Below are 20,633 nucleotides of genomic sequence, written 5' to 3'. Positions count from 1 at the left end.
ATGCCGGTGACGCGTGTCTCATTAGGGGCCGCGCGTGCCCTCCATGGGGCCGTCGGCGACGATGAGCTGGTTTCAGGAAGGGGAACGAGCATGGCGGCCATGAAGCCGCGGACGGGCGATGGCCCGCTCGAGGTGACCAAGGAGGGGCGGGGCATCGTCATGCGCGTTCCGCTCGAAGGCGGCGGGCGGCTCGTCGTCGAGCTGACCCCTGACGAGGCCGACGCGCTGGGCGACGCCCTCAAGAAGGTCGTCGGCTGACGCGGCGGAACGCGACCATACCCTTTCAGCTGCCCCGGCACCCGAGACGGTGCCGGGGCAGCTGTTTGCCCGGAGTCCCGAGTTCGGAGTTCTACGGAGGTTCGGCGTCCGGCGCCCGGCTATCGCTTGACGGCGCAGAGCAGGCCGTCGCCCACCGGGAGCAGTGACGGCACCAGTTCGGGGCTCTCGCGTACGGCGCGGAGCAGCTCGCGCAGCCGTAGGACTTCGGTGGGCTGGGGGCTTGAGTCGACGGTGCGGCCGTTGGCGAAGACGCCCTCGAAGACCACCAGGCCACCCGGACGCAGCAGGCGCAACGATTCAGCGAGATAGTCCAGGAACTCCAGCCGGTCACCGTCGCAGAACACGAGGTCGTAGCCCGCGTCCGCGAGCCGGGGCAGCACGTCCAGGGCGCGGCCCGGGATGAAGCGGGCCCGGTTGCTGGCGAAGCCGCACGCGCGGAAGGCCTGGCGGGCGAACTGCTGGTGGTCCGGCTCCGGGTCGACGGTGGTCAGTACCCCGTCCGGCCGCATGCCGTACAGAAGATGCATTCCGGAGACGCCGGTCCCGGTTCCGATCTCTGCCACCGCTTTCGCGTCCACGGTGGCGGCGAGCATCCGCAGCGCGGCACCCGTGCCGGGCGACACCGAGCGCAGCCCTGCCTCGCGGGCCCGGTCACGGGCCCAGCGCAGTGCCTCGTCCTCGGCGACATAGGCGTCGGCGAACGCCCAGCTCGTCTGCCGGTTGCCGGTAATGACCCTCTCCTGTCCCCGTGGTTGCCTGGGCGTGACTGTATCCGTTGGTGCCGGGAACCTGCTGATGGGACCGGGCGTTTAGAGGGGGGAGGAAAGCACTGCGGGACGCGACCGGAGAGAAGGGCGGGGGATGACGATGGATCAGGTTGTCGAGCACGACGTCGAGCGAGACGCCGGGCAGGGCCACGGGGATCGGCTCACACCACCGCCAGGTCGGTATGAGCGTGTATCAAATTCTCGTAAAACCGCTTATCCGGAGCTAACGGGCGAGGTGGCTATGGTAGGGGCTCCACTGGACACCACCAGAGCCGACAGGGGAGGTGCGGCTGTACCTGTGGATCGGGGAGGAGTGCTTCGGCGCTTTCTCGGATCGGCGGGCAGGCCGAAATCCGTGAACGACACCGCTGCTGACCACAGCCACGCCGCTGACCATGCCCAGACCGCGACCTTCTCCACCGACGCGGACGGGCAGGCGTGGACTCCGCCCACCTGGGAGGAGATCGTCAGCACCCACAGCGGCCGTGTGTACCGGCTCGCGTACCGCCTGACGGGGAACCAGCACGACGCCGAGGACCTGACGCAAGAGGTCTTCGTCCGGGTGTTCCGTTCGCTGTCGACGTACACGCCCGGCACCTTCGAGGGCTGGCTGCACCGCATCACCACCAACCTCTTCCTGGACATGGTCCGCCGCAAGCAGCGCATCCGTTTCGACGCGCTGGGGGAGGACGCGGCCGAGCGACTGCCCAGCCGCGAGCCGTCACCCCAGCAGGTCTTCAACGACGCGCACTTCGACGCGGACGTCCAGCAGGCCCTGGACACCCTCGCCCCGGAGTTCCGGGCGGCGGTCGTCCTGTGCGACATCGAGGGTCTCTCGTACGAGGAGATCGCCGCGACCCTGGGCGTCAAGCTCGGTACGGTCCGTTCCCGGATCCACCGTGGCCGCTCCCAGCTCCGCAAGGCCCTCGCGCACCGCTCGCCGGAAGCACGGGCCGAGCGCCGTTCCTTCGTGGCGCGTGTGCCCGCGCTGGGGGGAGGGGGCGCGACCGCGTGAGTGGATCACGTCCTACGCCTGCGGAGCAGCATCTGGGAGACCGACTTTCCGCCCTGGTGGACGGGGAGCTCGGTCATGAGTCGCGCGAGCGTGTACTGGCGCATCTGGCCACCTGTACGAAGTGCAAGGCCGAGGCCGACGCGCAGCGCCGACTGAAGAACGTGTTCGCGGAAATGGCCCCACCGCCCCCTTCCGAGAGCTTCCTGGCCCGTCTGCAGGGGCTTCCCGGGGGAGGTGGCGACACGGACGGCGAGGAGCCGCCCGGCGGAGGACTGTTCACCGCCGGGATCGGTGTGTTCGGCGTCAGAAGAGACGGCCCGCTCGACGCGTTCGAGTTCGGCTACGTCCCGGCGGGCCCGCACGCGGCCACGGCCCTGACCCCGTCCGCTCCCTCCCGGTCCGCCCGAGAGGGCTTCCGTATCCATGACGTCAGTCGGCACGACGCCGACCGTTCCGCCTCACGCGGGATGCGGTTCGCGTTCGTCGCCGCCGGGGCGGTCTCGCTGGCCGCGATCGCGCTGGGCGGGGTGGCCACGGTCGCGCCGGGCGACACGGCCGCGGAAGCGCGGGGCGGTACGGGTGTGACACCGGCGCGTACGCAGGGCATGGGCGCGGCGGCGACCACCGACGCCGGGCGCCGCCGAGCGGTAGGCCCCCTACTCGCCCAGGGCACGAGCCAGCGCTCGATGCTCGGCGACACCGCGGTCCCGCCGACCTCGGTCTCGGCCCCGCTCCTGCCCGGAGTGCCGTCACCCGCGGGCGTCCAGGGCGACGAGGTCATGCACACGCTCACCGCACCGGTGATGGCCGGAGCGGCGGTCATGTCCCCCCTGATACGCCCCCTCAACGCGACCCAGCCGGTCGCCCTCACGTCCTGGTCCACGGCCCCCGAGGTCATGACCCCGGGCCTGCTCCGCACACCGGCGCCCGACACCACCTCGTCCCCCTCCTCCACCCCCACGCCCCCCTCCCACCCCCTCCACTGACCGGCCTCTGACCGGCCCCTGCGCCACGGCCCGCGAACCTGGTTGAATCCGGGGAGTACGGGGTGGCGCGGGCTGTTGTGGGGGGACGGGGACCATGGACGAGGGGATGCGGGAGCGGGGGTCCGCGAGATCCGCGAAGCCGAAGTGGTGGGGCCGAGGTCGAGGTCCGGCTGCGCCGGGGGCGACGGGTGATTCGATTCCGGGTGCGGCTGACGGCGAGGGTGTTGCGCCGGGGCCTTTGGACGATGCCGGGGTCCGTGTCCGTGGCGTTGGCATCGACGGGGATGCCGGTGCGGATACCGAGGCTGTCGGGGATACCGACGGGGACTTCGCGTTGCGTCCGCCGGGTGTGGTGCGGGATGAGACGTCGCGGGGATCCGGCGACGGGGACTTCGAGTTGCGGGCACCTCTTGAGGGGCTGAGCGGCGAAGTGGCCTCTGGCGGGGGTGACTTCGAGGTTGGGCGCCCTGTGATGGGGGGCTTGGTCAGGGGTGCGGCTGAGGATGCCGGCGGTGACGTCGGGTCGGGTCGGCCTGTGGGTGGGGCTCCTACCGGCGGTGCGGTCGCGGACGTTGACGGTGATTTCGAGTTGGGGCGTCCCGTAGCGAGGCCTTCGGCCGCAGGTGCGGGCGTAGGCGCTGGCGGTGACTTTGAGTCGGGGCATCGTGCTCCGGGCCCGACTGGCCCTGAGGGCGCGGGAGTTGACGCCGACTTCGAGTTGGGTCGCCCTGTGCCGGGGGCTCCGGTCGGCGGTGCGGTCGTGGGTACGGGTGGTGACGCCGAGGTGGATCTTCCTGTGGCTGGGTCTCCGGCTGGCGGTGTGGCCGCGGAAGTTGACGGTGACTCGGAGCTGGACCGGCTGGCTGAGTCTTCAGCCGGCCTTGTGGCAGGGGACGTTGGTGTCCAGCCGGACCAGTCGGTGCCGGAGCCCTCGGTCGGCCGTGCGGTCGTGGAGGCTGATGGTGACCTCGGGTTGGGCCGACTTGCGCCGGTGTCGTCGCCTGGCGGTGTCGTCGTAGGTGAAGGCGGTGACTCGGAGCTGGACCGGCCTGTGCCCGAGACTCCAACTGGACTTGCAGCGGTGGACGTTGGCGTCCCGCTGGGCCACCCAGCCGCAGAGTCCCAGGCGGACGGCGCGGTCGTAGACGCCGGCGGCTACTTCGAGCTGAGCCACCCCGCGTCAGGTTCCCCGGTCGGCGGCGTGGCCGTAGAAGCCAGCGGTGTTTCCGAGCTGGACCACCCTGTGTCGGCCTCTCCGGCCGGGGCCGTGTCTGTGGGCGTCGGTGCTGGTTTCGAACCGGAACCACCTTCCGTGTCCGAACCCCCGACAACCCCCGGCGCGGTCCTCCCGCCCACCGGCCGGCCCAAGCCGCTGCACGATCCCGACCCCTACAGCACCCCGCCGTACGGCGAGCCGGGGCCCTGGGCGCTCGCGCCCCCCGTTCAGCACCCGGCGGTCACCTCTGCGCCCGTCGCGGCCCCACAGGCCCACACAGCAGCTCCCGGCACTCCTGGCCCCTACACCGCTCCCGTGTCTCCTGGCACGCCTGCACCGGCCTTTGTCGAGGCCGTGCCTCCCGGCACCCCCGCGTCCTCCGTCACGACCCCGGCGTTCTCTGCTCCCGCTGCACCGGCCATCACCGATACCGCGTCCCCCGGCACCCCCGCGCCTGGCGCCGACACCTCGGCCCCCGGCATCTCCGCACCCCTCGTTCCCCCCGCACCGCCCCACTCCGACGCCTCGACCGCCGCCTCCCTGACTCCACCGGATCCCGCCCGCACCCCTGTTGTCCCGGACCAGGCACCCGCGCCCACCAACCCCTGGCACCGCTACGACCCCTGGGCCACTCCCGCCCCGCTCCAAACCGGTACCCCCGACCAGCACCGCACCCGCACCCGGAAGCTCCTCGCCGCCTCGGCGCTCGCCCTGGCTCTGGTCTCGGGCGGGGTCGGTGGGGTCGTAGGAGCGCATCTGGAGCGGGACGGGATCGGTGGGGACGTCGTGTTGCCGCAGGCCGGTAAGGAAGACGCTCAGCGGGTGCCCGGCAGTGTTGCCGGGATTGCCGCTCGGGCTCTGCCCAGTGTGGTGACTCTGCATGTGAGTGGGGACGAGGAGTCGGGGACCGGGACCGGGATCGTGTTGGACAGGCGGGGGCACATTCTCACCAACAACCATGTCGTCCGGCCCGCTGGTGGTGACGGGGCGATATCCGTCCGCTTCAGTGGGGGACAGACCGTCAAGGGCAAGGTCGTCGGGCGGGACACCGGGTACGACCTCGCTGTCGTGCAGGTCAGTGGGGTGCGGGGGCTGACGCCGATGCCGCTCGGGAATTCCGACAACGTGCGGGTGGGGGACCCCGTCGTCGCGATCGGTGCGCCCTTTGATCTCGACAACACCGTGACCTCCGGGATCATCAGCGCCAAGGAGCGGCCGATCACCGCCGGAGGCGAGGCGTCGGACGGGAGCGACGTGTCGTATGTCGACGCGTTGCAGACCGACGCGCCCATCAATCCCGGTAACTCAGGGGGGCCGTTGCTCGATGCTCGGGGGCGGCTGGTCGGGGTCAACTCGGCTATTCGGTCCGCCGATTACGGGGATGGGGGCGGGGACGGGAGTGAGCAGGGCGGGTCCATCGGGCTCGGGTTCGCCATTCCTGTCAATCAGGCCAAGCTCGTTGCCGAGGAGCTGATCAATACCGGGAAGGCGACTCATCCCGTCATCGGCGTCACCCTCGACCTGGACTACGCCGGAGACGGAGCCCGTGTCGCCTCGAAGGGCGGCGGCGACGGGCCCGCCGTCACCCCGGGAGGGGCCGGTGCCAAGGCAGGGCTCAAGGCCGGCGACGTCATCACCGAGGTCGACGGCGTGCGGGTGCACTCCGGTGACGAGCTCATCGTCAGGACGCGTGCTCATCGGCCCGGCGACCAGCTGCGGCTGACTCTGCGGCGGGGCGGCGGGGAGATGACCTTGTCGCTCGTTCTGGGCTCGTCGACCGGCGATTGACAGAAACGTCACAGGTGAGAGCCCCGCGCCCGGTCCCACTAGGCAAACAACCCGGAAAACCGGTGGTGTACACCCACTCGTAGCCCCCGGGACAGTACCGGTCGGGTGGGATCGCCGGGTACCGTGGACCCGGCCCGGACCACGGAAGACCCGCACAGACCACCGAGGGCCGAGGGCCGAGGACATCGCAAGGAGCTTCAGGTGTTCAATGACATAGGACCGCTAGAGCTGGTGACGATCATTGTCCTCGCCGTGCTCGTCTTCGGTCCGGACAAGCTCCCGAAGGTCATCCAGGACGTCATGCGGACGATCCGGAAGATCCGAGAGTTCTCGGAGAGCGCCAAGGCGGACATCCGCGAGGAGCTGGGTCCGGAGTTCAAGGACTTCGACTTCGAGGACCTCAACCCCAAGACGTTCCTGCGCAAGCAGCTGGACAACGACGAACTGGGGCTCAAGGAGATCCGCAACGGCTTCGACCTGAAGAAGGAGATGGCCGAGGTCACGGAGGCGGTCCAGAGTGCGGACACCCCCTCCTCTTCCTCGTCGTCCCCTTCGTCGTCGTCCTCCGGCAGTGGTCGTCTCGACATGACCAAGAAGCCCGAGGACCCCGAGAAGGACGACCGCCCGCCCTTCGACGCGGACGCCACCTGAGCCGTACGGACGCCAGTTGAGTCGTACGGGGACAGTCGTTCCACGGCCCCCTACGTGACGCGTTTCATATCTCTCCAGCCCCTTCCACGCCTCCGTACGGCCTGAACAAGGCCTCTGTGCGCCTCGCGCGCCGGGCGCTTTCCGGGCTGCCTCGCACGAGGTGGCTATGCTGCCGAGTTGTTGTGCGGACCGGGCGAGTCGCCCGAAGGGGGGCGGGCCGCCCCGGTCCGACGAGAACGAGGAGGCGTCCGGAGCATGGAGACGACGAGTCGGGTAGGCGCGCAGGCGCCGGCCGCGGAGGGTGGACAAACACTCCCCTCCGCCCGGCGCACGGTCGACGGCTACCTGCTGGCGCCCTTCCCGTGGTACGGCCTCGACGAGGCCTTCACGGGACCGCGCTGGCTGATGCAGGTGGGCATGGCGGCGGACGGAGCCGTCGAGCACGGTTCGATCGGGCACGGCGACGAGCCCTCCGTACGCAACGAAGGCACCGAGGACAAGGAGAAGTTCGCGGTCGTCGTCACCGTCGCGGGCAACCCCGCCCGGCGCACCGCCGACGGCACGGGCCTCCTGGAGGCCACCTCGGTGTCCTCCGCGGCCTGGCTCGCCGGTGTGGGGCTGCTGTCCTTCACCTGGCCCGGCCAGATGGACCACAGCCTGCGCGACGACTGGCTGGAGCAGCAGACCGAGACGGCCTGGGTCCTGGCCGACGACCTCGCCGGCGACGACTGGTCGACCCTGTCCCTCCCCGTGGACGGCGTGCCGACGCCCTTCCACTACCGCGAGTCCGAGTTCGGCTGGGTCCTCGCGGGCTCGACCCAGGAGGGCGTCCACGTGGGGGCGTACGGCCGGGGCATGAGTGCGTACGGGCTCGGCTTCGCCATGATCAAGGACATCACGACGTACGCCGCCCAGTAGCGGTGACGACGATGGGGGCGCCGTCCGGTGGGACGGCGCCCCCATCGTCGTCAGAAGATCTCTAGAACTTGTTCCGCGGGGTGATCCCCAGCGACATGCCCGAGAGGCCCCGCTGTCGGCCGCCCAGCTTGCCCGCGATCGCCCGCAGCGCGGCTCCCGCCGGGGAGTCCGGGTCCGTCAGGACGACCGGCTTGCCCTCGTCGCCGCCCTCGCGGAGGCGGAGGTCGATCGGGATGGTGCCCAACACGGGGACGCTGGCGCCCGTCGTGCGGGTCAGGCCGTCCGCCACCGACTGGCCGCCGCCCGTGCCGAAGACGTCGACCATCTCGCCGCAGTGCGGGCAGGGCAGGCCCGCCATGTTCTCGACGACGCCGACGATCTTCTGGTGGGTCTGTACGGCGATGGAACCGGCCCGCTCGGCGACCTCGGCCGCCGCCTGCTGAGGGGTCGTCACGACCAGGATCTCGGCGTTCGGGACGAGTTGGGCGACGGAGATCGCGATGTCGCCCGTGCCCGGGGGGAGGTCGAGGAGCAGGACGTCCAGGTCGCCCCAGTACACGTCCGCCAGGAACTGCTGGAGCGCCCGGTGCAGCATCGGGCCGCGCCACACCACCGGTGCGTTGCCCGGCGTGAACATGCCGATGGAGATGACCTTCACGCCGTGTGCCGACGGCGGCATGATCATGTTCTCGACCTGGGTGGGCAGGCCGCCGGCGCCGAGCATGCGCGGCACGCTGTGGCCGTAGATGTCGGCGTCGACGACACCGACCTTCAGGCCGTCGGCGGCCATCGCGGCGGCGAGGTTCACCGTCACCGAGGACTTGCCGACGCCGCCCTTGCCGGAGGCGACCGCGTACACGCGGGTGAGGGAACCGGGCTGCGCGAAGGGGACCTCGCGCTCGGTCTTGCCACCGCGCAGGGCGGTCGCGAGTTCCTTGCGCTGCTCGTCGCTCATCACGTCCAGGGTCACGTCGACACCGGTGACGCCCTCGACACCCAGGACCGCCTCCGTCACGCGCTGCGTGATCGTCTCGCGCATGGGGCAGCCGGAGACCGTCAGGTACACGGTGACCGCGACCGCCCCGTCCGCACCGATCTCCACCGACTTGACCATCCCCAACTCGGTGATGGGTCGGTTGATCTCGGGGTCGTTCACCGTCGACAGTGCTTCACGCACCGCGTCTTCCGTAGCCATGGGGTCGATGGTACGGCGCCGCGCGGGGGCCCCGGTAAGCCCGTCACCGGTCGTCTACGTCACGTCCGTGCGACCGTTCCGCCGGGAATACGACGTGTTTGTGGTGGCCGTTCCCGCGTCCCTCCCCGCGTTCCTCCAGCTCTTTCACCAGGTCCTGGAGTTCGGAGCGGATCCAGTCCCGGGTCGCCACCTCGCCGAGGCCGATGCGCAGGGCGGCGATCTCGCGGGTCAGGTACTCGGTGTCCGCGATCGACCGCTCGTTCTGCTTGCGGTCCTGCTCCAGGTTGACCTTGTCGCGGTCGTCCTGCCGGTTCTGCGCGAGCAGGATCAGCGGGGCCGCGTACGAGGCCTGGAGCGACAGCATCAGCGTCAGGAAGATGAACGGGTAGTTGTCGAACCGCACGTCCCGCGGCGCGAAGATGTTCCACAGCACCCACGCGATGATGACGACCGTCATCCAGACGATGAACCGCCCGGTGCCCAGGAACCGCGCGATCCGCTCCGACAACCGCCCGAAGGCCTCCGGGTCGTACTCGGGCAGGAACCGGCGCCGGGGCGAACGCGGCTGGTCGAGCCGGGCCCGGGGCCGGGTGGTGGCGGTCGCGCCCGCCGGTGTCCGCTCGCGCGTGGACTCGCGCTCAGGAGTCATGAGCCGCCACCTCCTCCGCCTCTGCCGACGCCTCTGTCGAAGCGTCTGCCGATGTCTCTTCCGATGTCTCCGGCTCTGCCTCGTTCTCGCGGCCGGCCTCGTTCCCGCCCTCGCCCTCGTCGAGGTGGAACTCGGTCTCCCGCCAGTCCTCCGGCAGCATGTGGTCCAGCACGTCGTCCACGGTCACCGCCCCGAGCAGCGACCCGGTCTCGTCGACCACGGGCGCCGCGACCATGTCGTACGTCGCGAAGAACCCGGCGATCAGCTGCAGCGACGCGTCCGGGTCGAGCGGCTGCAGGTCGTCGTCGATGATCGCGCTGACCAGGGTGTACGGCGGGTCGCGCAGCAGCCGCTGGAAGTGGACCGTGCCGAGGTACTTGCCGGTCGGGGTGTCGTCCGGCGGCCGGCAGACGTACACCTGGGCGGCGAGCGCGGGGGAGAGGTCGGCGCTGCGGACCCGGGCGAGCGCGTCGGCGACGGTCGCGTCGGGCCGTAGGACGATCGGTTCGGTCGTCATCAAGCCGCCCGCGGTGTGCTCCTCGTACGACATCAGGCGGCGTACGTCGGCCGCCTCGGAGGGCTGCATCAGGTTCAGCAGGCGCTCCTTGTCGTCCTCGGGGAGTTCGGAGAGGAGGTCGGCCGCGTCGTCCGGGTCCATCGCCTCCAGGACGTCGGCCGCGCGCTCCTCCTTCAGCTTGCCGAGGATCTCGATCTGGTCGTCCTCCGGGAGCTCTTCGAGGACGTCGGCGAGGCGGTCGTCGTCGAGGGCGGCGGCGACCTCGGCCCGGCGCTTGGGGGAGAGATGGTGCAGGACGTTGGCGAGGTCGGCGGGGCGCAGCTGCTCGAAGGTGGCCAGGAGGCTCTCCGCGCCCTGTCCCTGCTCCTCAAGGGAGAATCCGGTGACGCTGGACCAGTCCACGGTCAGCGTCTCGCCCTTGGCCCTTCTGAAGGCTCCGCCGGTGCGGCCCTTCCGTACGAAGACGCGGTCGATCTCCCAGTCCCGGCGGGCGGGGAGATGCTGCACCGACAGGTCGAGGACGGTGACCTCCTCGTCGGTCTCGACGAGGGTGACGCGCCGGTCCAGGAGTTCGCCGAACACCAGCCGCTCGGTGGGCCGTTGCTCGAAGCGGCGGACGTTCAGCACGCCGGTCGTGATGACCTGGCCGGACTCGATGCCGGTGACGCGGGTCATCGGCAGGAAGATGCGGCGCCGGGTGGAGAGTTCGACGACGAGGCCGAGCAACCGAGGGGGCCGCCGGCCGACGCGGAGCATGGCGACGAGGTCGCGGACGCGGCCCACCTGATCGCCGTTCGGGTCGAAGACGGCGACACCGGAGAGGTGCGACACGAAGACTCGGGGAGCGCCGGCTGCCATGGCCGCACCTCCTTCTTTCTCTTCTGATCTGCCGATGGATTCCGTGGTTTCCGGATCTTCCGAAATGCCTGCTCGGACGGGCTTCAGGCTAGCCCGTCCCCATGTGATCCGCGCTGGTGGGCGGTCCGGACGGACTGGCTCCGCCGGCGCCTCGCGGCCCCGGTACGCTGCCGTACGCCATCGCCCCCCGCACGGAAGGCAACCCACCTGTGACCGCGATTCCCCAGGTCCGAAACCGTCGTGCGGCGCTGCTCGGCGCGGTCTGTGTCCTGACCCTCACGGGGTGCGGCGGCGGGGACCCGGACGCGGGGACCAACGGGGTCGGCAAGCTGGCCGCCGACAAGATCCAGTCCAGGTCCGTGACGGCCGCGGGCGCCGCCGACGCGGTACGGCTGTCGGGGACCGTCGTCACCAGCGGCCGGACGTACACGCTCGACATGCGGCTGAAGTCCGACGGCGGCAGCGGGTCGGTCACCTCGAAGGGGTCGACCTTCGGGCTGCTGCGGATCGGTGCGGAGCTGTACCTGAAGGCCGACGCGGGCTTCTGGAACGGCAACGGGGACTCGGGCGTCGGCGACTCGCTGCACGGCAAGTACGTGAAGGTGCCGCAGGGCGACCCCTCGTACAAGAAGTTCAGTGGTTTCACGGACAAGGACGTCCTCCTCTCCAGTCTGCTGACCCTGCACGGCTCACTCGCGACGGACGGACACCACGCGCAGAACGGCGTCCGCACGATCCGCATCACCGGCGACGACGGTTCCGGCGGCACCCTCGACGTGTCCCTGGAGGGCAAGCCGTATCCGCTCCGCCTGGTCCGCGCGGGCGGCGCGGGCACCCTGACCTTCTCGGACTGGGGCAAGAGCTTCGCGGTGACGGAGCCGGCCGACGACGACACTGTCGACTACGGCAAGCAACTGCCGTCTTCCTGACGGCGGTTACCGGCGTTTGCGTTTCTTCAGGAGCAGGCGCGGCAGGCCGGCCGGGATCGGTTGTCGGGTAGTCGCCGGGGTCGGCAGCGGGGGTTCCGCCAGCGAACCGTCCGGCAGGTCGGCCGTCGTTCCCGTCGGTTCCAGGCGCAGCACCCGGCACTCGCGGGACCAGCGGGCCGTCATCGCCTCGCCGTCGGGGGCGTTGAGGCGCTTGCCCTTCAGCTCGGCGACCGTCGCCGTCCAGGCCTCGGAGTCCGGAGCCAGTTCGACGACCTTCGCCGTCCACGAGACCAGCCGGCCGCCCTTGTCCTTGCTGCGGACCGTGACCTCGGCGGGGCCGCCGTCGGTCAGGCCCGGCAGCGGCTGTTCGCCCGGTCCGTCACCGATCAGGCAGGCCGCGCCCTCGTGCCAGACGTGCCACAGGGCGCGGGCCGGGACGCCCGGACCGTTGACCCAGACGAGGCCGGACTTCTTCGTGGCCTCCTCGACGAGGGCCTGGTCGAGCAGCTCGCTGCTAGTCATGGCGCTCAGCCTATCCAGGCCGCTCACAGCCAGCCGTTGCGCTTCAGCGTGCGGTGGATCGCCAGACAGACCGTCACGGTGAAGGCGAGCACCGCCGGATACCCGTACCGCGCGTGCAGTTCGGGCATGTGCTCGAAGTTCATGCCGTACACGCCCGTCACCATCGTCGGTACGGCGATGATCGCGGCCCACGCGGTGATCTTCCGCATGTCCTCGTTCTGGGCGACGGACGCCTGTGCGAGGTTGGCCTGGAGGATCGAGTTGAGCAGCTCGTCGAAGCCGATGACCTGCTCGTGGACCCGGGCGAGGTGGTCGGCGACATCGCGGAAGTACTTCTGGATGTCCGGGTCGATCAGCCGCATCGGCCGCTCGCTCAGCAGCTGCATGGGACGCAGCAGCGGCGACACCGCGCGCTTGAACTCCAGCACCTCGCGCTTGAGTTGGTAGATCCGCGCCGAGTCGACACCGCGCGACACCCCGCCCTTGCGGCCCGGTGTGAACACCTCGGTCTCGACCTCGTCGATGTCGTCCTGCACCGCGTCCGCGACCGCGACATAGCCGTCGACGACGTGGTCGGCGATCGAGTGCAGCACCGCCGAGGGGCCGCGCGCGAGCAGCTCGGGGTCGTCCTGCAGCCGGTGCCGCAGCGCCCGCAGCGAGCCCTGGCCGCCGTGCCGGACGGTGATGAAGAAGTCCCGCCCGGTGAAGCACATGACCTCGCCGGTCTCCACCACCTCGCTGTTGGCGGTGAGTTGGTCGTGCTCGACGTAGTGGATGGTCTTGAAGACGGTGAAGAGGGAGTCGTCGTAGCGCTCCAGCTTGGGTCGCTGGTGGGCCTGTACGGCGTCCTCGACGGCGAGCGGGTGGAGTCCGAACTCCCGGGCGATGACGGCGAATTCGGCCTCGGTCGGCTCGTGCAGTCCGATCCACACGAAGCCGCCGTCACGGCGCACCAGACGCATCGCCTCGTGCGGGGTCAGCGGCTTGCCGGTGTCGACGCGGGCGCCGTCGCGGTACACGGCGCAGTCGACGACGGCCGAGGGGGTGCCGGGGTCGCGGGTCGTGTCGTACGCGCCGCCGTCCTTGCGCAGGGCGGGACGGGACGGGCGGACCACGGCACGCAGGTCGCGGATCATCGACATGGCGGGCTCCTTCGCGACGAGCAACGAAAGGCGCCGGCGGACGGTTGGAACTGCCCGGAATGGGGACGTCCTGGGTAGGGATGTTTGGCACGTCCACAAAGCGGGGAGCACCGCACCGTCGCGGTGGCGAACTTCGTTACTGATACAGGCACTGACTTCGGAACAGACAGATCGGTCGGATCGAACACACCGGACAGATCAGGCAGATCAGGAAAAAGAAACGAAGTGCTCTTCCGCGACAGTGAAGAAGTGCGAGAGGCGGCGGCAGCCGGCTGGAGGCTAGAAGCAGAGCCAGAGCGACGACATCAGCGGCCGGAAGAGCGGGTGGTACTGCCAGGCCGACTTCGGTCCATTGCAGCCCCACCTCCTCCGGCCGGTCCCCCGTGGGGGAGTGTCGACGGCGTCGGGACGTGATCGCGACGCTTCTGCGTGCTGCCCGAACGACCGGCCAAGACTATCAGCCGACTGAACTGTCAAGGCGCTGCTTTGCCCGGTACTGACGAGTTCTATGCTCGCCGCATGGTTGATGTTCTTGCTCTGGTCGAGGCACGGTTGCGTACCGCTCTGGGCGATCCGGACGCCCGCGCGGCGGTCACCTTCCTCGGCACGGACCGCGTCGAGGTCCTCCGTTTCCAGGACGACAGCCAGGACGGCCCCGTCGTCCGCTACGCCACCCTCGGCATGTCCGCGCAGCCGATGAGCGACCCCACGGCGATGCTCGCCGACCCGGTCGCGGGCCCGCGCGCCGAGCTGGTCCTCTCCGTCCGCGGCGGCCTCGCCGACACCGACAAGGTGCTACGACCCCTTGCCGTGCTCGCCGCGTCCCCGCAGGTCGAGGGCGTGGTCGTGGCCCCCGGCGCCTCGCTCGACGTGGGCGAACCGCTGTGGCCCGGCGCCCCGTTCACCTCGGTACTGGTCGCCGAGCCGGGCGGTCTGGTCGAGGACCTGGAACTCGACGCGCCCCTCGACCCGGTGTGCTTCCTGCCGCTGCTCCCCATGACCCCGAACGAGGCCGCCTGGAAACGCGTCCACGGCGCCCCGGCCCTCCAGGAGCGCTGGTTGACGAACGGGACGGACCTACGGGATCCCTCCCGCAGGTCCGTCCCGCTGGACTGACCTCCCGACCGGCCACGCGCGTGACCGATGTCACCAACACCCGGCCGGAATCCGTCAGTTGGCGAACGCCGCGACACCGTCCTCCACCGCGTGCCTCGGCTCCAGCTCCTCGGCCTCGTGCGTGAGCGCGTTCCGTCGTACGAGGACCACCAGCGCGCCCAGCGCCGCGGTGACCGCCGCGACCACGAACGGGATGTGGATGTTGCTCCACCCCTCGATCTTCGGCGCGAAGAACGGCGCGGCAGCGGCGGCGAACCAGCGGACGAAGTTGTAGCCCGCGCTCGCCACCGGGCGCGGCGCGTCCGAGACGCCGAGAGCCAGTTCGGTGTAGACGGTGTTGTTCACGCCGATGAATGCGCCGGACAGGATCGTGCAGACGACGGCGGTGGTGTGGCTGCCGTAGCCGAGGACCAGGACGTCGACGGCGAGCAGCACCAGTGAACCGCCGAGCACCTTCAGGGAGCCGAACCGGGCCTGGAGGCGCGGGGCGGCGAAGACCGAGAAGACGGCGAGCAGGACGCCCCAGGCGAAGAACACGGCACCGGACTTGTACGGGGTCATGTTCAGCACGAACGGGGTGAAGGCCAGCACGGTGAAGAACGTGTAGTTGTAGAAGAAGGACGAGACGGCGGCGGAGGCCAGACCGCCGTGGCCGAGGGCCTTGAGCGGGTCGAGCAGTGAGGTCTTCCGGGCCGGCTTCGGCTGTTCCTTCAGGAACACCGTGATGCAGAGGAAGCCGATCGCCATCAGGAACGCCGTACCGAAGAACGGGTAGCGCCAGCTCTGGTTGCCCAGCAGGGCGCCGAGCAGCGGGCCGCAGGCCATGCCCAGGCCGAGGGCCGACTCGTAGAGCAGGATCGCGGCGGCGCTGCCGCCGGCCGCCGCGCCGACGATGACGGCGAGGGCCGTGGACACGAAGAGCGCGTTGCCGAGGCCCCAGCCCGCCCGGAAGCCGACGAGTTCGCCGACCGAGCCGGAGGTGCCGGCGAGACCGGCGAAGACCACGACGAGGGCGAGGCCGAGCAGGAGGGTCTTCTTGCCGCCGACGCGGCTGGAGACGAAGCCGGTCACCAGCATCGCGATGGCGGTGATCAGGAAGTACGAGGTGAAGAGCAGGGAGACCTGGCTCGCCGTGGCGTCGAGGCCCTTGGCGATCGACGGCAGGATCGGGTCGACGAGTCCGATGCCCATGAAGGCGACGACCGAGGCGCCGGCGGTGGCCCAGACCGCCTTGGGCTGCCGCAGGATGCTGCCCGTGCCGGTGTCGGCTCCCTTGTCGAAGGGGTCGTCCATGCTTCCTCTCAAGTAGTTGGTATATGCACATAGTAAGTTAGGCAAGGTAATGAATGCAAGTTACATCTAGTTTCGCTCCGTGAGTGGCCCGGCCGGACGGGTGATCGTCCTTGACGTGCGCGGGTGAGGGTAGGACCGTGGTGCTCCATGAGGGGCGAACCCAGTTGCCCGAAGTGTGGTGGCCGGGTCAGGGCTCCCGGACTCTTCGCCGATTCCTGGCAGTGCGATCTCCACGGGACGGTGCATCCGCTGCAGCCCGTGATCCCGCCCAGCGTCGAGGCGCTCAGCGTGGTGGTGCACCGGACGAAGGTGCCGGTGTGGATGCCGTGGCCGTTGCCGGTCGGATGGCTGTTCACCGGTGTGGCCTGTGCGGGCGACGACCGCAGTGGGGGGCGGGCGACGGCCGTGGCGTGTTCCGGTCCGGGGCCGCTCGGGGGGATCGGGGAGCTGATCCTTGTCGCCGAGGAGCTGGGGGTCGGTCTCGGGGCGCGGTACGCGGGGATCGACGGACCGGATCCTGGGCCCTACATGAACGTCGAGAAGCCTGCGCAGACGAAGTTGTTGGCCGCGGGGCGGCCTACTCCGTTGTGGCATGTTGCTACGGCGCCGGATGATCGGGCCGTTTTCGCCGGCGAGGCGTTGGGGTTGTGGCTGTGGGCCGTTGTGTGGCCTGAGCAGTCGGGGTTGTTGATGTACGACGAGCTGGTGCTGACGGATTTGCGGGATGCGGGGGCCGAGGTCGATCTCGTGCCGTGCGGGGCGTTGTCGCCGCGCTTGCTGGAGCCGTAGCGCCTGAGGGGGTGCGGTTCTGTTGGGGGCGGGTGCGGCGCCGTTGGGGCTGGTCGCGCGGTTCCCCGCGCCCCTCAGGGGGTCCGGCTCCGCGTGTTCGAAGGGGCCCTTGGGATGCCGTTACCCTTGAGGGGTCCCTTTTCGTACCGTCACCGGTTGGAGTTCGCGCGTGCGTATCGATCTGCACACCCACTCCACGGCGTCGGACGGTACGGATACGCCTGGTGAGCTGGTGCGGAATGCTGCCGCCGCTGGGCTGGATGTCGTTGCGTTGACCGATCACGACACCAGCCGTGGGTATGGCGAGGCGATCGACGCGTTGCCCTCGGGGCTCACGCTCGTGACCGGGGCCGAGATGTCCTGTCGGATCGACGGGGTGTCCATGCATCTGCTGGCCTACCTCTTCGACCCGGAGGAGCCTGCTCTGCTCGCTGAGCGGGAGCTGGTGCGGGACGATCGGGTGCCTCGGGCCCGGGCCATGGTGGGGCGGTTGCAGGAACTGGGCGTGCCGGTCACCTGGGAGCAGGTCGCCCGGATCGCCGGGGACGGGTCCGTCGGGCGGCCTCATGTGGCCACCGCGCTCGTCGAGTCGGGTGTCGTGCCCACGGTGAACGACGCGTTCACCGGGGAGTGGCTCGCCGATGGCGGGCGCGCTCATGTCGCCAAGCACGAGACCGATCCCTTCGAGGCGATCCGGCTCGTGAAGGCCGCGGGGGGCGTGACCGTGTTCGCACACCCGGGCGCCAGCAAGCGGGGGCACACCGTGCCCGACGCCGCCATCGCCGAGATGGCCGCCGCCGGGCTCGACGGGATCGAGGTCGAGCACATGGACCACGACGCGGAGACGCGGGTACGGCTGCGGGGGCTCGCCAAGGAACTGGGGCTGCTCGTCACCGGGTCCAGCGACTACCACGGGAGCCGCAAGACCGTACAGCTCGGCGAGTACACGACCGATCCCGAGGTCTACGGCGAGATCACGCGGCGCGCGACCGGGGCCTTCCCGGTGCCGGGGGCCGGCGGAGCCTGAGGCCCGCACCGCTCCCGTACGTCCCGCTCTCCCCGCTCACCCGCTCATCTCTCTTCTGCAAGGCTCGTGGCTCACCCATGTTCGACGTCGCCGTCTTCGGCTCCCTCTTCCTGACCCTTTTTGTCATCATGGATCCCCCTGGGATCACCCCGATCTTCCTCGCGCTGACCGCCGGACGACCGTCCAAGGTGCAGAAGCGCATGGCCTTCCAGGCCGTGTGTGTCGCCGGTGGTGTCATCACCGTCTTCGGGCTGCTCGGGCATCAGATCCTCGACTATCTGCACGTCTCCGTGCCCGCGCTGATGATCGCGGGCGGGCTGCTGCTCCTGCTCATCGCGCTCGACCTGCTCACCGGCAAGACCGACGAGCCCAAGCAGACCAAGGACGTCAACGTCGCCCTCGTACCGCTGGGCATGCCGCTGCTCGCCGGGCCCGGTGCGATCGTGTCCGTCATCCTCGCCGTGCAGAAGGCCGACAGCGTGGCCACGCAGGTGTCGGTGTGGACGGCGATCCTCGCCATCCATGTCGTGCTGTGGCTGGTGATGCGGTACTCGCTGCTGATCATCCGGGTCATCAAGGACGGCGGGGTGGTGCTGGTGACGCGGCTCGCCGGGATGATGCTCTCCGCCATCGCCGTGCAGCAGATCATCAACGGGATCACCCAGGTGATCCGGACGGGCTGAGCGGGGCCGGAAACGCGGAAACCCCGCACGGCGCCGATGCCGTGCGGGGCTCTGAAGTGTGGTCGCGATCCGCGTCGGGGTCGCGGGCTCTGTCGTAGGTGTTACGTCCGTGGGTATTACGTCGTCGGTGTTACGTCGTAGGCAGTGCGCGGCCTCGGTGTTACGAGGCCTTGGTCTCGGCGGGACGGATCCACAGGCGCTGTCCGATGGCGGCGGCCTGTTGCACGATCCGATTGACGGAGGCGGCATCCACGACGGTGCTGTCCACGGTGGTGCCGTCGACCTCGTCGAGACGCATGATTTCGAAGCGCATGGGCTTCTCCCTTCGTCTGGTCATCCTCCTGAGGAGAACTACTTGGTTACGTATGTAGCTAACGGGATGCGTGTTACAAACATTCCCTACGCTAAGGAAATTTTTCGCACGCCTAATTACTGACCGGTAAGAGATCGACGCGAGACTGACCGGGACCGGTTGTGTTCGCAGCGTGACCGCCGGGACAATGGAGGCGATGAACGACGACCTCGCGGCCCTCAGCGCCCGCATCGACCGCACGAACGAGCTGCTGCAGCGCATGCTCGCCGAAGTGGCGAAGACGCCCTCGACGCATGCGATCTTCGTCGACGCCGGGTATTTGTATGCAGCCGCGGGCCGGCTCGTCTCCGGGACCGAGGACCGACGCACCTTCGACCTCGACGCCGAGGGCCTCATCGAGGCGCTCATCGACAAGGCCCGCACGATCTTCGCGGACAGCCGGCTGCTGCGGGTCTACTGGTACGACGGCGCCCGGCGGCGCATCCACACCTCCGAGCAGCAGGCCATCGCCGAACTCCCCGACGTCAAGGTGCGGTTGGGCAATCTGAACGCCAACAACCAGCAGAAGGGCGTCGATTCGCTCATCCGCTCCGACCTGGAGTCCCTCGCCCGGCACCGCGCCATCAGCGACGCGGCCCTCATCGGCGGCGACGAGGACCTGGTCTCTGCGGTCGAGGCGGCCCAAGGGTACGGCGCCCGCGTCCACTTGTGGGGCATCGAGGCTCCGGAGGGCCGTAACCAGGCGGAGCCGCTCCTCTGGGAGGTCGACAGCCAACGCACCTTCGACCTCGACTTCTTCAAGCCGTACGTCTCCCGGCGCGCGTCCGCCGTCTACGAGGCAGCCGCCACCCGGCCCACCCGCGACGACGTCCGCTTCGTGGGCGCGCAGATCGCCGCGAAATGGCTCGCGGCGCGGGGGAGGGAAGCGCTGGTCGAGCTGCTGCCCGGGCATCCGTATCTGCCGGGGTCCGTCGACCAGGACCTGCTGGTCGAGGCGGAGGGGCTGCTGCAGTACTCGCTGCGCGGGCAGGCCGATCTGCGGCGGGCGCTGCGGGACGGGTTCTGGGAGCACCTGCAGACGCAGTACTGATAGTCAGGGGGCCGTGCTGTCCCAGAAGTCGGCGATGGCCTGTGCCGTCGCGGCCGGCTGGTCCGTGTTCGGTGAGTGCTCGGCCCGCGCGACGACCGTCCGCCGCGCCTTCAGCCGTACGGCCATGTCGTCCAGGAGCGGCACCGGCCAGGTGTCGTCGCGCGAGCCCGACAGGACGTGGACGGGGAGGGGGACCGCGGCCAGTTCGGCGACCCGGTCCGGCTCTCCGCACAACTGCCGTCCGGCGGCCAGGAGTTGAGCCGGCTTGGTGCCCAGCCAGCGGCGGCGCAGGTCGGCCCGGTCGTCGAGCCCCTCGTCCAGCGCACCGCCGGTCTCGGTCTCCTCCGGTGCCTCCATCGCCTGGATCGCGTCCCACACCTCGGCCATCGACATCACCGCGAGCGCGTCGCGCAACAGCTTCACGCGCTGCTGCTGGGAGGCCGAGATCTCCGCCGGCCCCGACGACATCAGCGTCAACGACACGAACGGCGTGGGATCGAGCAGTACGGCCGCCCGCGCGATGTGCCCGCCGAAGGAGTGCCCGAGCAGGTGCACCGGCGCGCCCACGGCCTCGGCCAGCGCGAGCACGTCCCGCGCCAACTCGCCCTGGGCGTAAGGGGATTCGTCGTCCGCGGGGCCGTCCGTCTCGTACTGGCCCCGCCCGTCCACGGCCACGGTCCGGTACCCGCGCGCCCCGAACGCCTCGTGCAGCGGGTTGAAGTCCTCCTTGCTCCCGGTGAACCCCGGCAGCAACAGCGCGATCCCCTTCGACTCGACACCGTCGCCCACGGGCGAGTCCACGACGGCGAACGCACCGCGAGCGGTCCGCAGGGAGTACGCGCGAGCGCCGGGGGGCGGGGTGAAGGAGGGGGGCCTACTCATGGGTAGAG

At 70.0% G+C, this 20,633-nt stretch carries 22 protein-coding genes; 12 read left to right on the top strand and 10 right to left on the bottom strand.

All coding sequences use genetic code 11. The annotated features are described in order from the left end of the window. Positions 1-90: 90 nt before the first annotated feature. On the top strand, positions 91-258 hold the full coding sequence (locus OG226_RS18725; protein WP_003966491.1) for a DUF3117 domain-containing protein: 168 nt from the start codon (positions 91-93) through the stop codon (positions 256-258). A 119-nt stretch (positions 259-377) separates the two neighbouring features. Here the strand turns inward: OG226_RS18725 and OG226_RS18720 are convergent, their stop codons facing one another. After that, a complete protein-coding gene (locus tag OG226_RS18720; RefSeq protein WP_078622928.1) occupies positions 378-1,076 on the bottom strand; it encodes an O-methyltransferase in 699 nt (232 codons plus the stop codon). 283 nt (positions 1,077-1,359) lie between these two features. Between OG226_RS18720 and sigE the strand changes: the two genes are divergently transcribed. Together sigE and OG226_RS18710 are read left to right on the top strand one after the other, a co-directional pair. Continuing rightward, entirely contained in the window at positions 1,360-2,061 is a 702-nt protein-coding gene (gene sigE, locus OG226_RS18715) for an RNA polymerase sigma factor SigE (protein ID WP_019072074.1), read from the top strand. After that, positions 2,058-3,047, top strand: a complete 990-nt coding sequence (locus OG226_RS18710; protein ID WP_329349522.1) for an anti-sigma factor family protein — start codon at positions 2,058-2,060, stop codon at positions 3,045-3,047. The genes sigE and OG226_RS18710 overlap by 4 nt, the downstream gene beginning before the upstream one ends. Positions 3,048-3,918: 871 nt before the next feature. On the opposite strand, the gene OG226_RS18705 is transcribed toward OG226_RS18710, so the two are convergent. Further along, a complete protein-coding gene (locus OG226_RS18705) occupies positions 3,919-4,221 on the bottom strand; it encodes a hypothetical protein (protein ID WP_329349521.1) in 303 nt (100 codons plus the stop codon). 138 nt (positions 4,222-4,359) lie between these two features. Between OG226_RS18705 and OG226_RS18700 the strand changes: the two genes are divergently transcribed. The 3 genes from OG226_RS18700 to OG226_RS18690 all read left to right on the top strand — a co-directional run bounded on the left by OG226_RS18700 (position 4,360) and on the right by OG226_RS18690 (position 7,620). Further along, positions 4,360-6,051 (top strand): S1C family serine protease, encoded by a 1,692-nt coding sequence (locus OG226_RS18700; protein ID WP_329349520.1) that lies wholly within the window; start codon positions 4,360-4,362, stop codon positions 6,049-6,051. Between the two features lie 201 nt (positions 6,052-6,252). Further along, complete coding sequence (locus OG226_RS18695) at positions 6,253-6,702, top strand: sec-independent translocase (RefSeq protein ID WP_328679272.1); 450 nt, start codon at positions 6,253-6,255, stop codon at positions 6,700-6,702. Positions 6,703-6,957: 255 nt separating this feature from the next. Beyond that, positions 6,958-7,620: a hypothetical protein gene (locus tag OG226_RS18690; protein WP_328679271.1), complete on the top strand. Its 663-nt coding sequence runs from the start codon at positions 6,958-6,960 to the stop codon at positions 7,618-7,620. Between the two features lie 61 nt (positions 7,621-7,681). On the opposite strand, the gene OG226_RS18685 is transcribed toward OG226_RS18690, so the two are convergent. From OG226_RS18685 to OG226_RS18675, 3 genes are read right to left on the bottom strand one after another with little or no spacing between them, the layout of a single operon-like run. Beyond that, positions 7,682-8,815: an Mrp/NBP35 family ATP-binding protein gene (locus OG226_RS18685; protein WP_328679269.1), complete on the bottom strand. Its 1,134-nt coding sequence runs from the start codon at positions 8,813-8,815 to the stop codon at positions 7,682-7,684. A 43-nt stretch (positions 8,816-8,858) separates the two neighbouring features. Continuing rightward, positions 8,859-9,464 (bottom strand): DUF1003 domain-containing protein, encoded by a 606-nt coding sequence (locus OG226_RS18680; RefSeq protein WP_328679267.1) that lies wholly within the window; start codon positions 9,462-9,464, stop codon positions 8,859-8,861. Continuing rightward, positions 9,454-10,839, bottom strand: a complete 1,386-nt coding sequence (locus OG226_RS18675; protein ID WP_328679265.1) for a magnesium transporter MgtE N-terminal domain-containing protein — start codon at positions 10,837-10,839, stop codon at positions 9,454-9,456. The genes OG226_RS18680 and OG226_RS18675 overlap by 11 nt, the downstream gene beginning before the upstream one ends. 209 nt (positions 10,840-11,048) lie before the next feature. Between OG226_RS18675 and OG226_RS18670 the strand changes: the two genes are divergently transcribed. After that, positions 11,049-11,768: a hypothetical protein gene (locus tag OG226_RS18670; RefSeq protein ID WP_329349519.1), complete on the top strand. Its 720-nt coding sequence runs from the start codon at positions 11,049-11,051 to the stop codon at positions 11,766-11,768. Between the two features lie 6 nt (positions 11,769-11,774). On the opposite strand, the gene OG226_RS18665 is transcribed toward OG226_RS18670, so the two are convergent. Together OG226_RS18665 and OG226_RS18660 are read right to left on the bottom strand one after the other, a co-directional pair. Next, positions 11,775-12,290 carry a hypothetical protein gene (locus OG226_RS18665; protein WP_329349518.1) on the bottom strand — a complete coding sequence of 172 codons (516 nt, stop codon included), beginning with the start codon at positions 12,288-12,290 and terminating at the stop codon, positions 11,775-11,777. Positions 12,291-12,313: 23 nt separating this feature from the next. After that, the gene (locus tag OG226_RS18660) at positions 12,314-13,432 is read right to left on the bottom strand and encodes a magnesium and cobalt transport protein CorA (RefSeq protein ID WP_328679261.1); all 1,119 of its coding nucleotides are present in this window, start codon (positions 13,430-13,432) and stop codon (positions 12,314-12,316) included. 519 nt (positions 13,433-13,951) lie between these two features. Between OG226_RS18660 and OG226_RS18655 the strand changes: the two genes are divergently transcribed. Continuing rightward, entirely contained in the window at positions 13,952-14,548 is a 597-nt protein-coding gene (locus OG226_RS18655; protein WP_329349517.1) for a suppressor of fused domain protein, read from the top strand. A gap of 54 nt (positions 14,549-14,602) precedes the next feature. Here the strand turns inward: OG226_RS18655 and OG226_RS18650 are convergent, their stop codons facing one another. Further along, positions 14,603-15,841, bottom strand: coding sequence for an MFS transporter (locus OG226_RS18650; protein ID WP_329349516.1), 1,239 nt, complete (start codon positions 15,839-15,841; stop codon positions 14,603-14,605). A 147-nt stretch (positions 15,842-15,988) separates the two neighbouring features. Between OG226_RS18650 and OG226_RS18645 the strand changes: the two genes are divergently transcribed. The 3 genes from OG226_RS18645 (at position 15,989) to OG226_RS18635 (ending at position 18,340) form a co-directional block, all read left to right on the top strand. Next, positions 15,989-16,630, top strand: coding sequence for a DUF6758 family protein (locus OG226_RS18645; RefSeq protein ID WP_328679258.1), 642 nt, complete (start codon positions 15,989-15,991; stop codon positions 16,628-16,630). 169 nt (positions 16,631-16,799) lie between these two features. Next, positions 16,800-17,657 carry a PHP domain-containing protein gene (locus OG226_RS18640; RefSeq protein WP_329349515.1) on the top strand — a complete coding sequence of 286 codons (858 nt, stop codon included), beginning with the start codon at positions 16,800-16,802 and terminating at the stop codon, positions 17,655-17,657. 77 nt (positions 17,658-17,734) lie between these two features. After that, positions 17,735-18,340: a MarC family protein gene (locus OG226_RS18635; RefSeq protein ID WP_328679256.1), complete on the top strand. Its 606-nt coding sequence runs from the start codon at positions 17,735-17,737 to the stop codon at positions 18,338-18,340. 160 nt (positions 18,341-18,500) lie between these two features. Here the strand turns inward: OG226_RS18635 and OG226_RS18630 are convergent, their stop codons facing one another. Continuing rightward, positions 18,501-18,653, bottom strand: a complete 153-nt coding sequence (locus OG226_RS18630; RefSeq protein WP_019058373.1) for a hypothetical protein — start codon at positions 18,651-18,653, stop codon at positions 18,501-18,503. Between the two features lie 196 nt (positions 18,654-18,849). Between OG226_RS18630 and OG226_RS18625 the strand changes: the two genes are divergently transcribed. Next, positions 18,850-19,743, top strand: coding sequence for an NYN domain-containing protein (locus OG226_RS18625; protein WP_328679254.1), 894 nt, complete (start codon positions 18,850-18,852; stop codon positions 19,741-19,743). Positions 19,744-19,746: 3 nt separating this feature from the next. On the opposite strand, the gene OG226_RS18620 is transcribed toward OG226_RS18625, so the two are convergent. After that, a complete protein-coding gene (locus OG226_RS18620; RefSeq protein WP_329349514.1) occupies positions 19,747-20,625 on the bottom strand; it encodes an alpha/beta fold hydrolase in 879 nt (292 codons plus the stop codon). Between the last annotated feature and the right edge of the window lie 8 nt (positions 20,626-20,633).

Origin of the sequence: Streptomyces sp. NBC_01261, assembly GCF_036226385.1 — a bacterium.
Lineage (GTDB): Bacteria > Actinomycetota > Actinomycetes > Streptomycetales > Streptomycetaceae > Streptomyces.
This window is presented reverse-complemented; position numbering and strand designations above follow the sequence as displayed.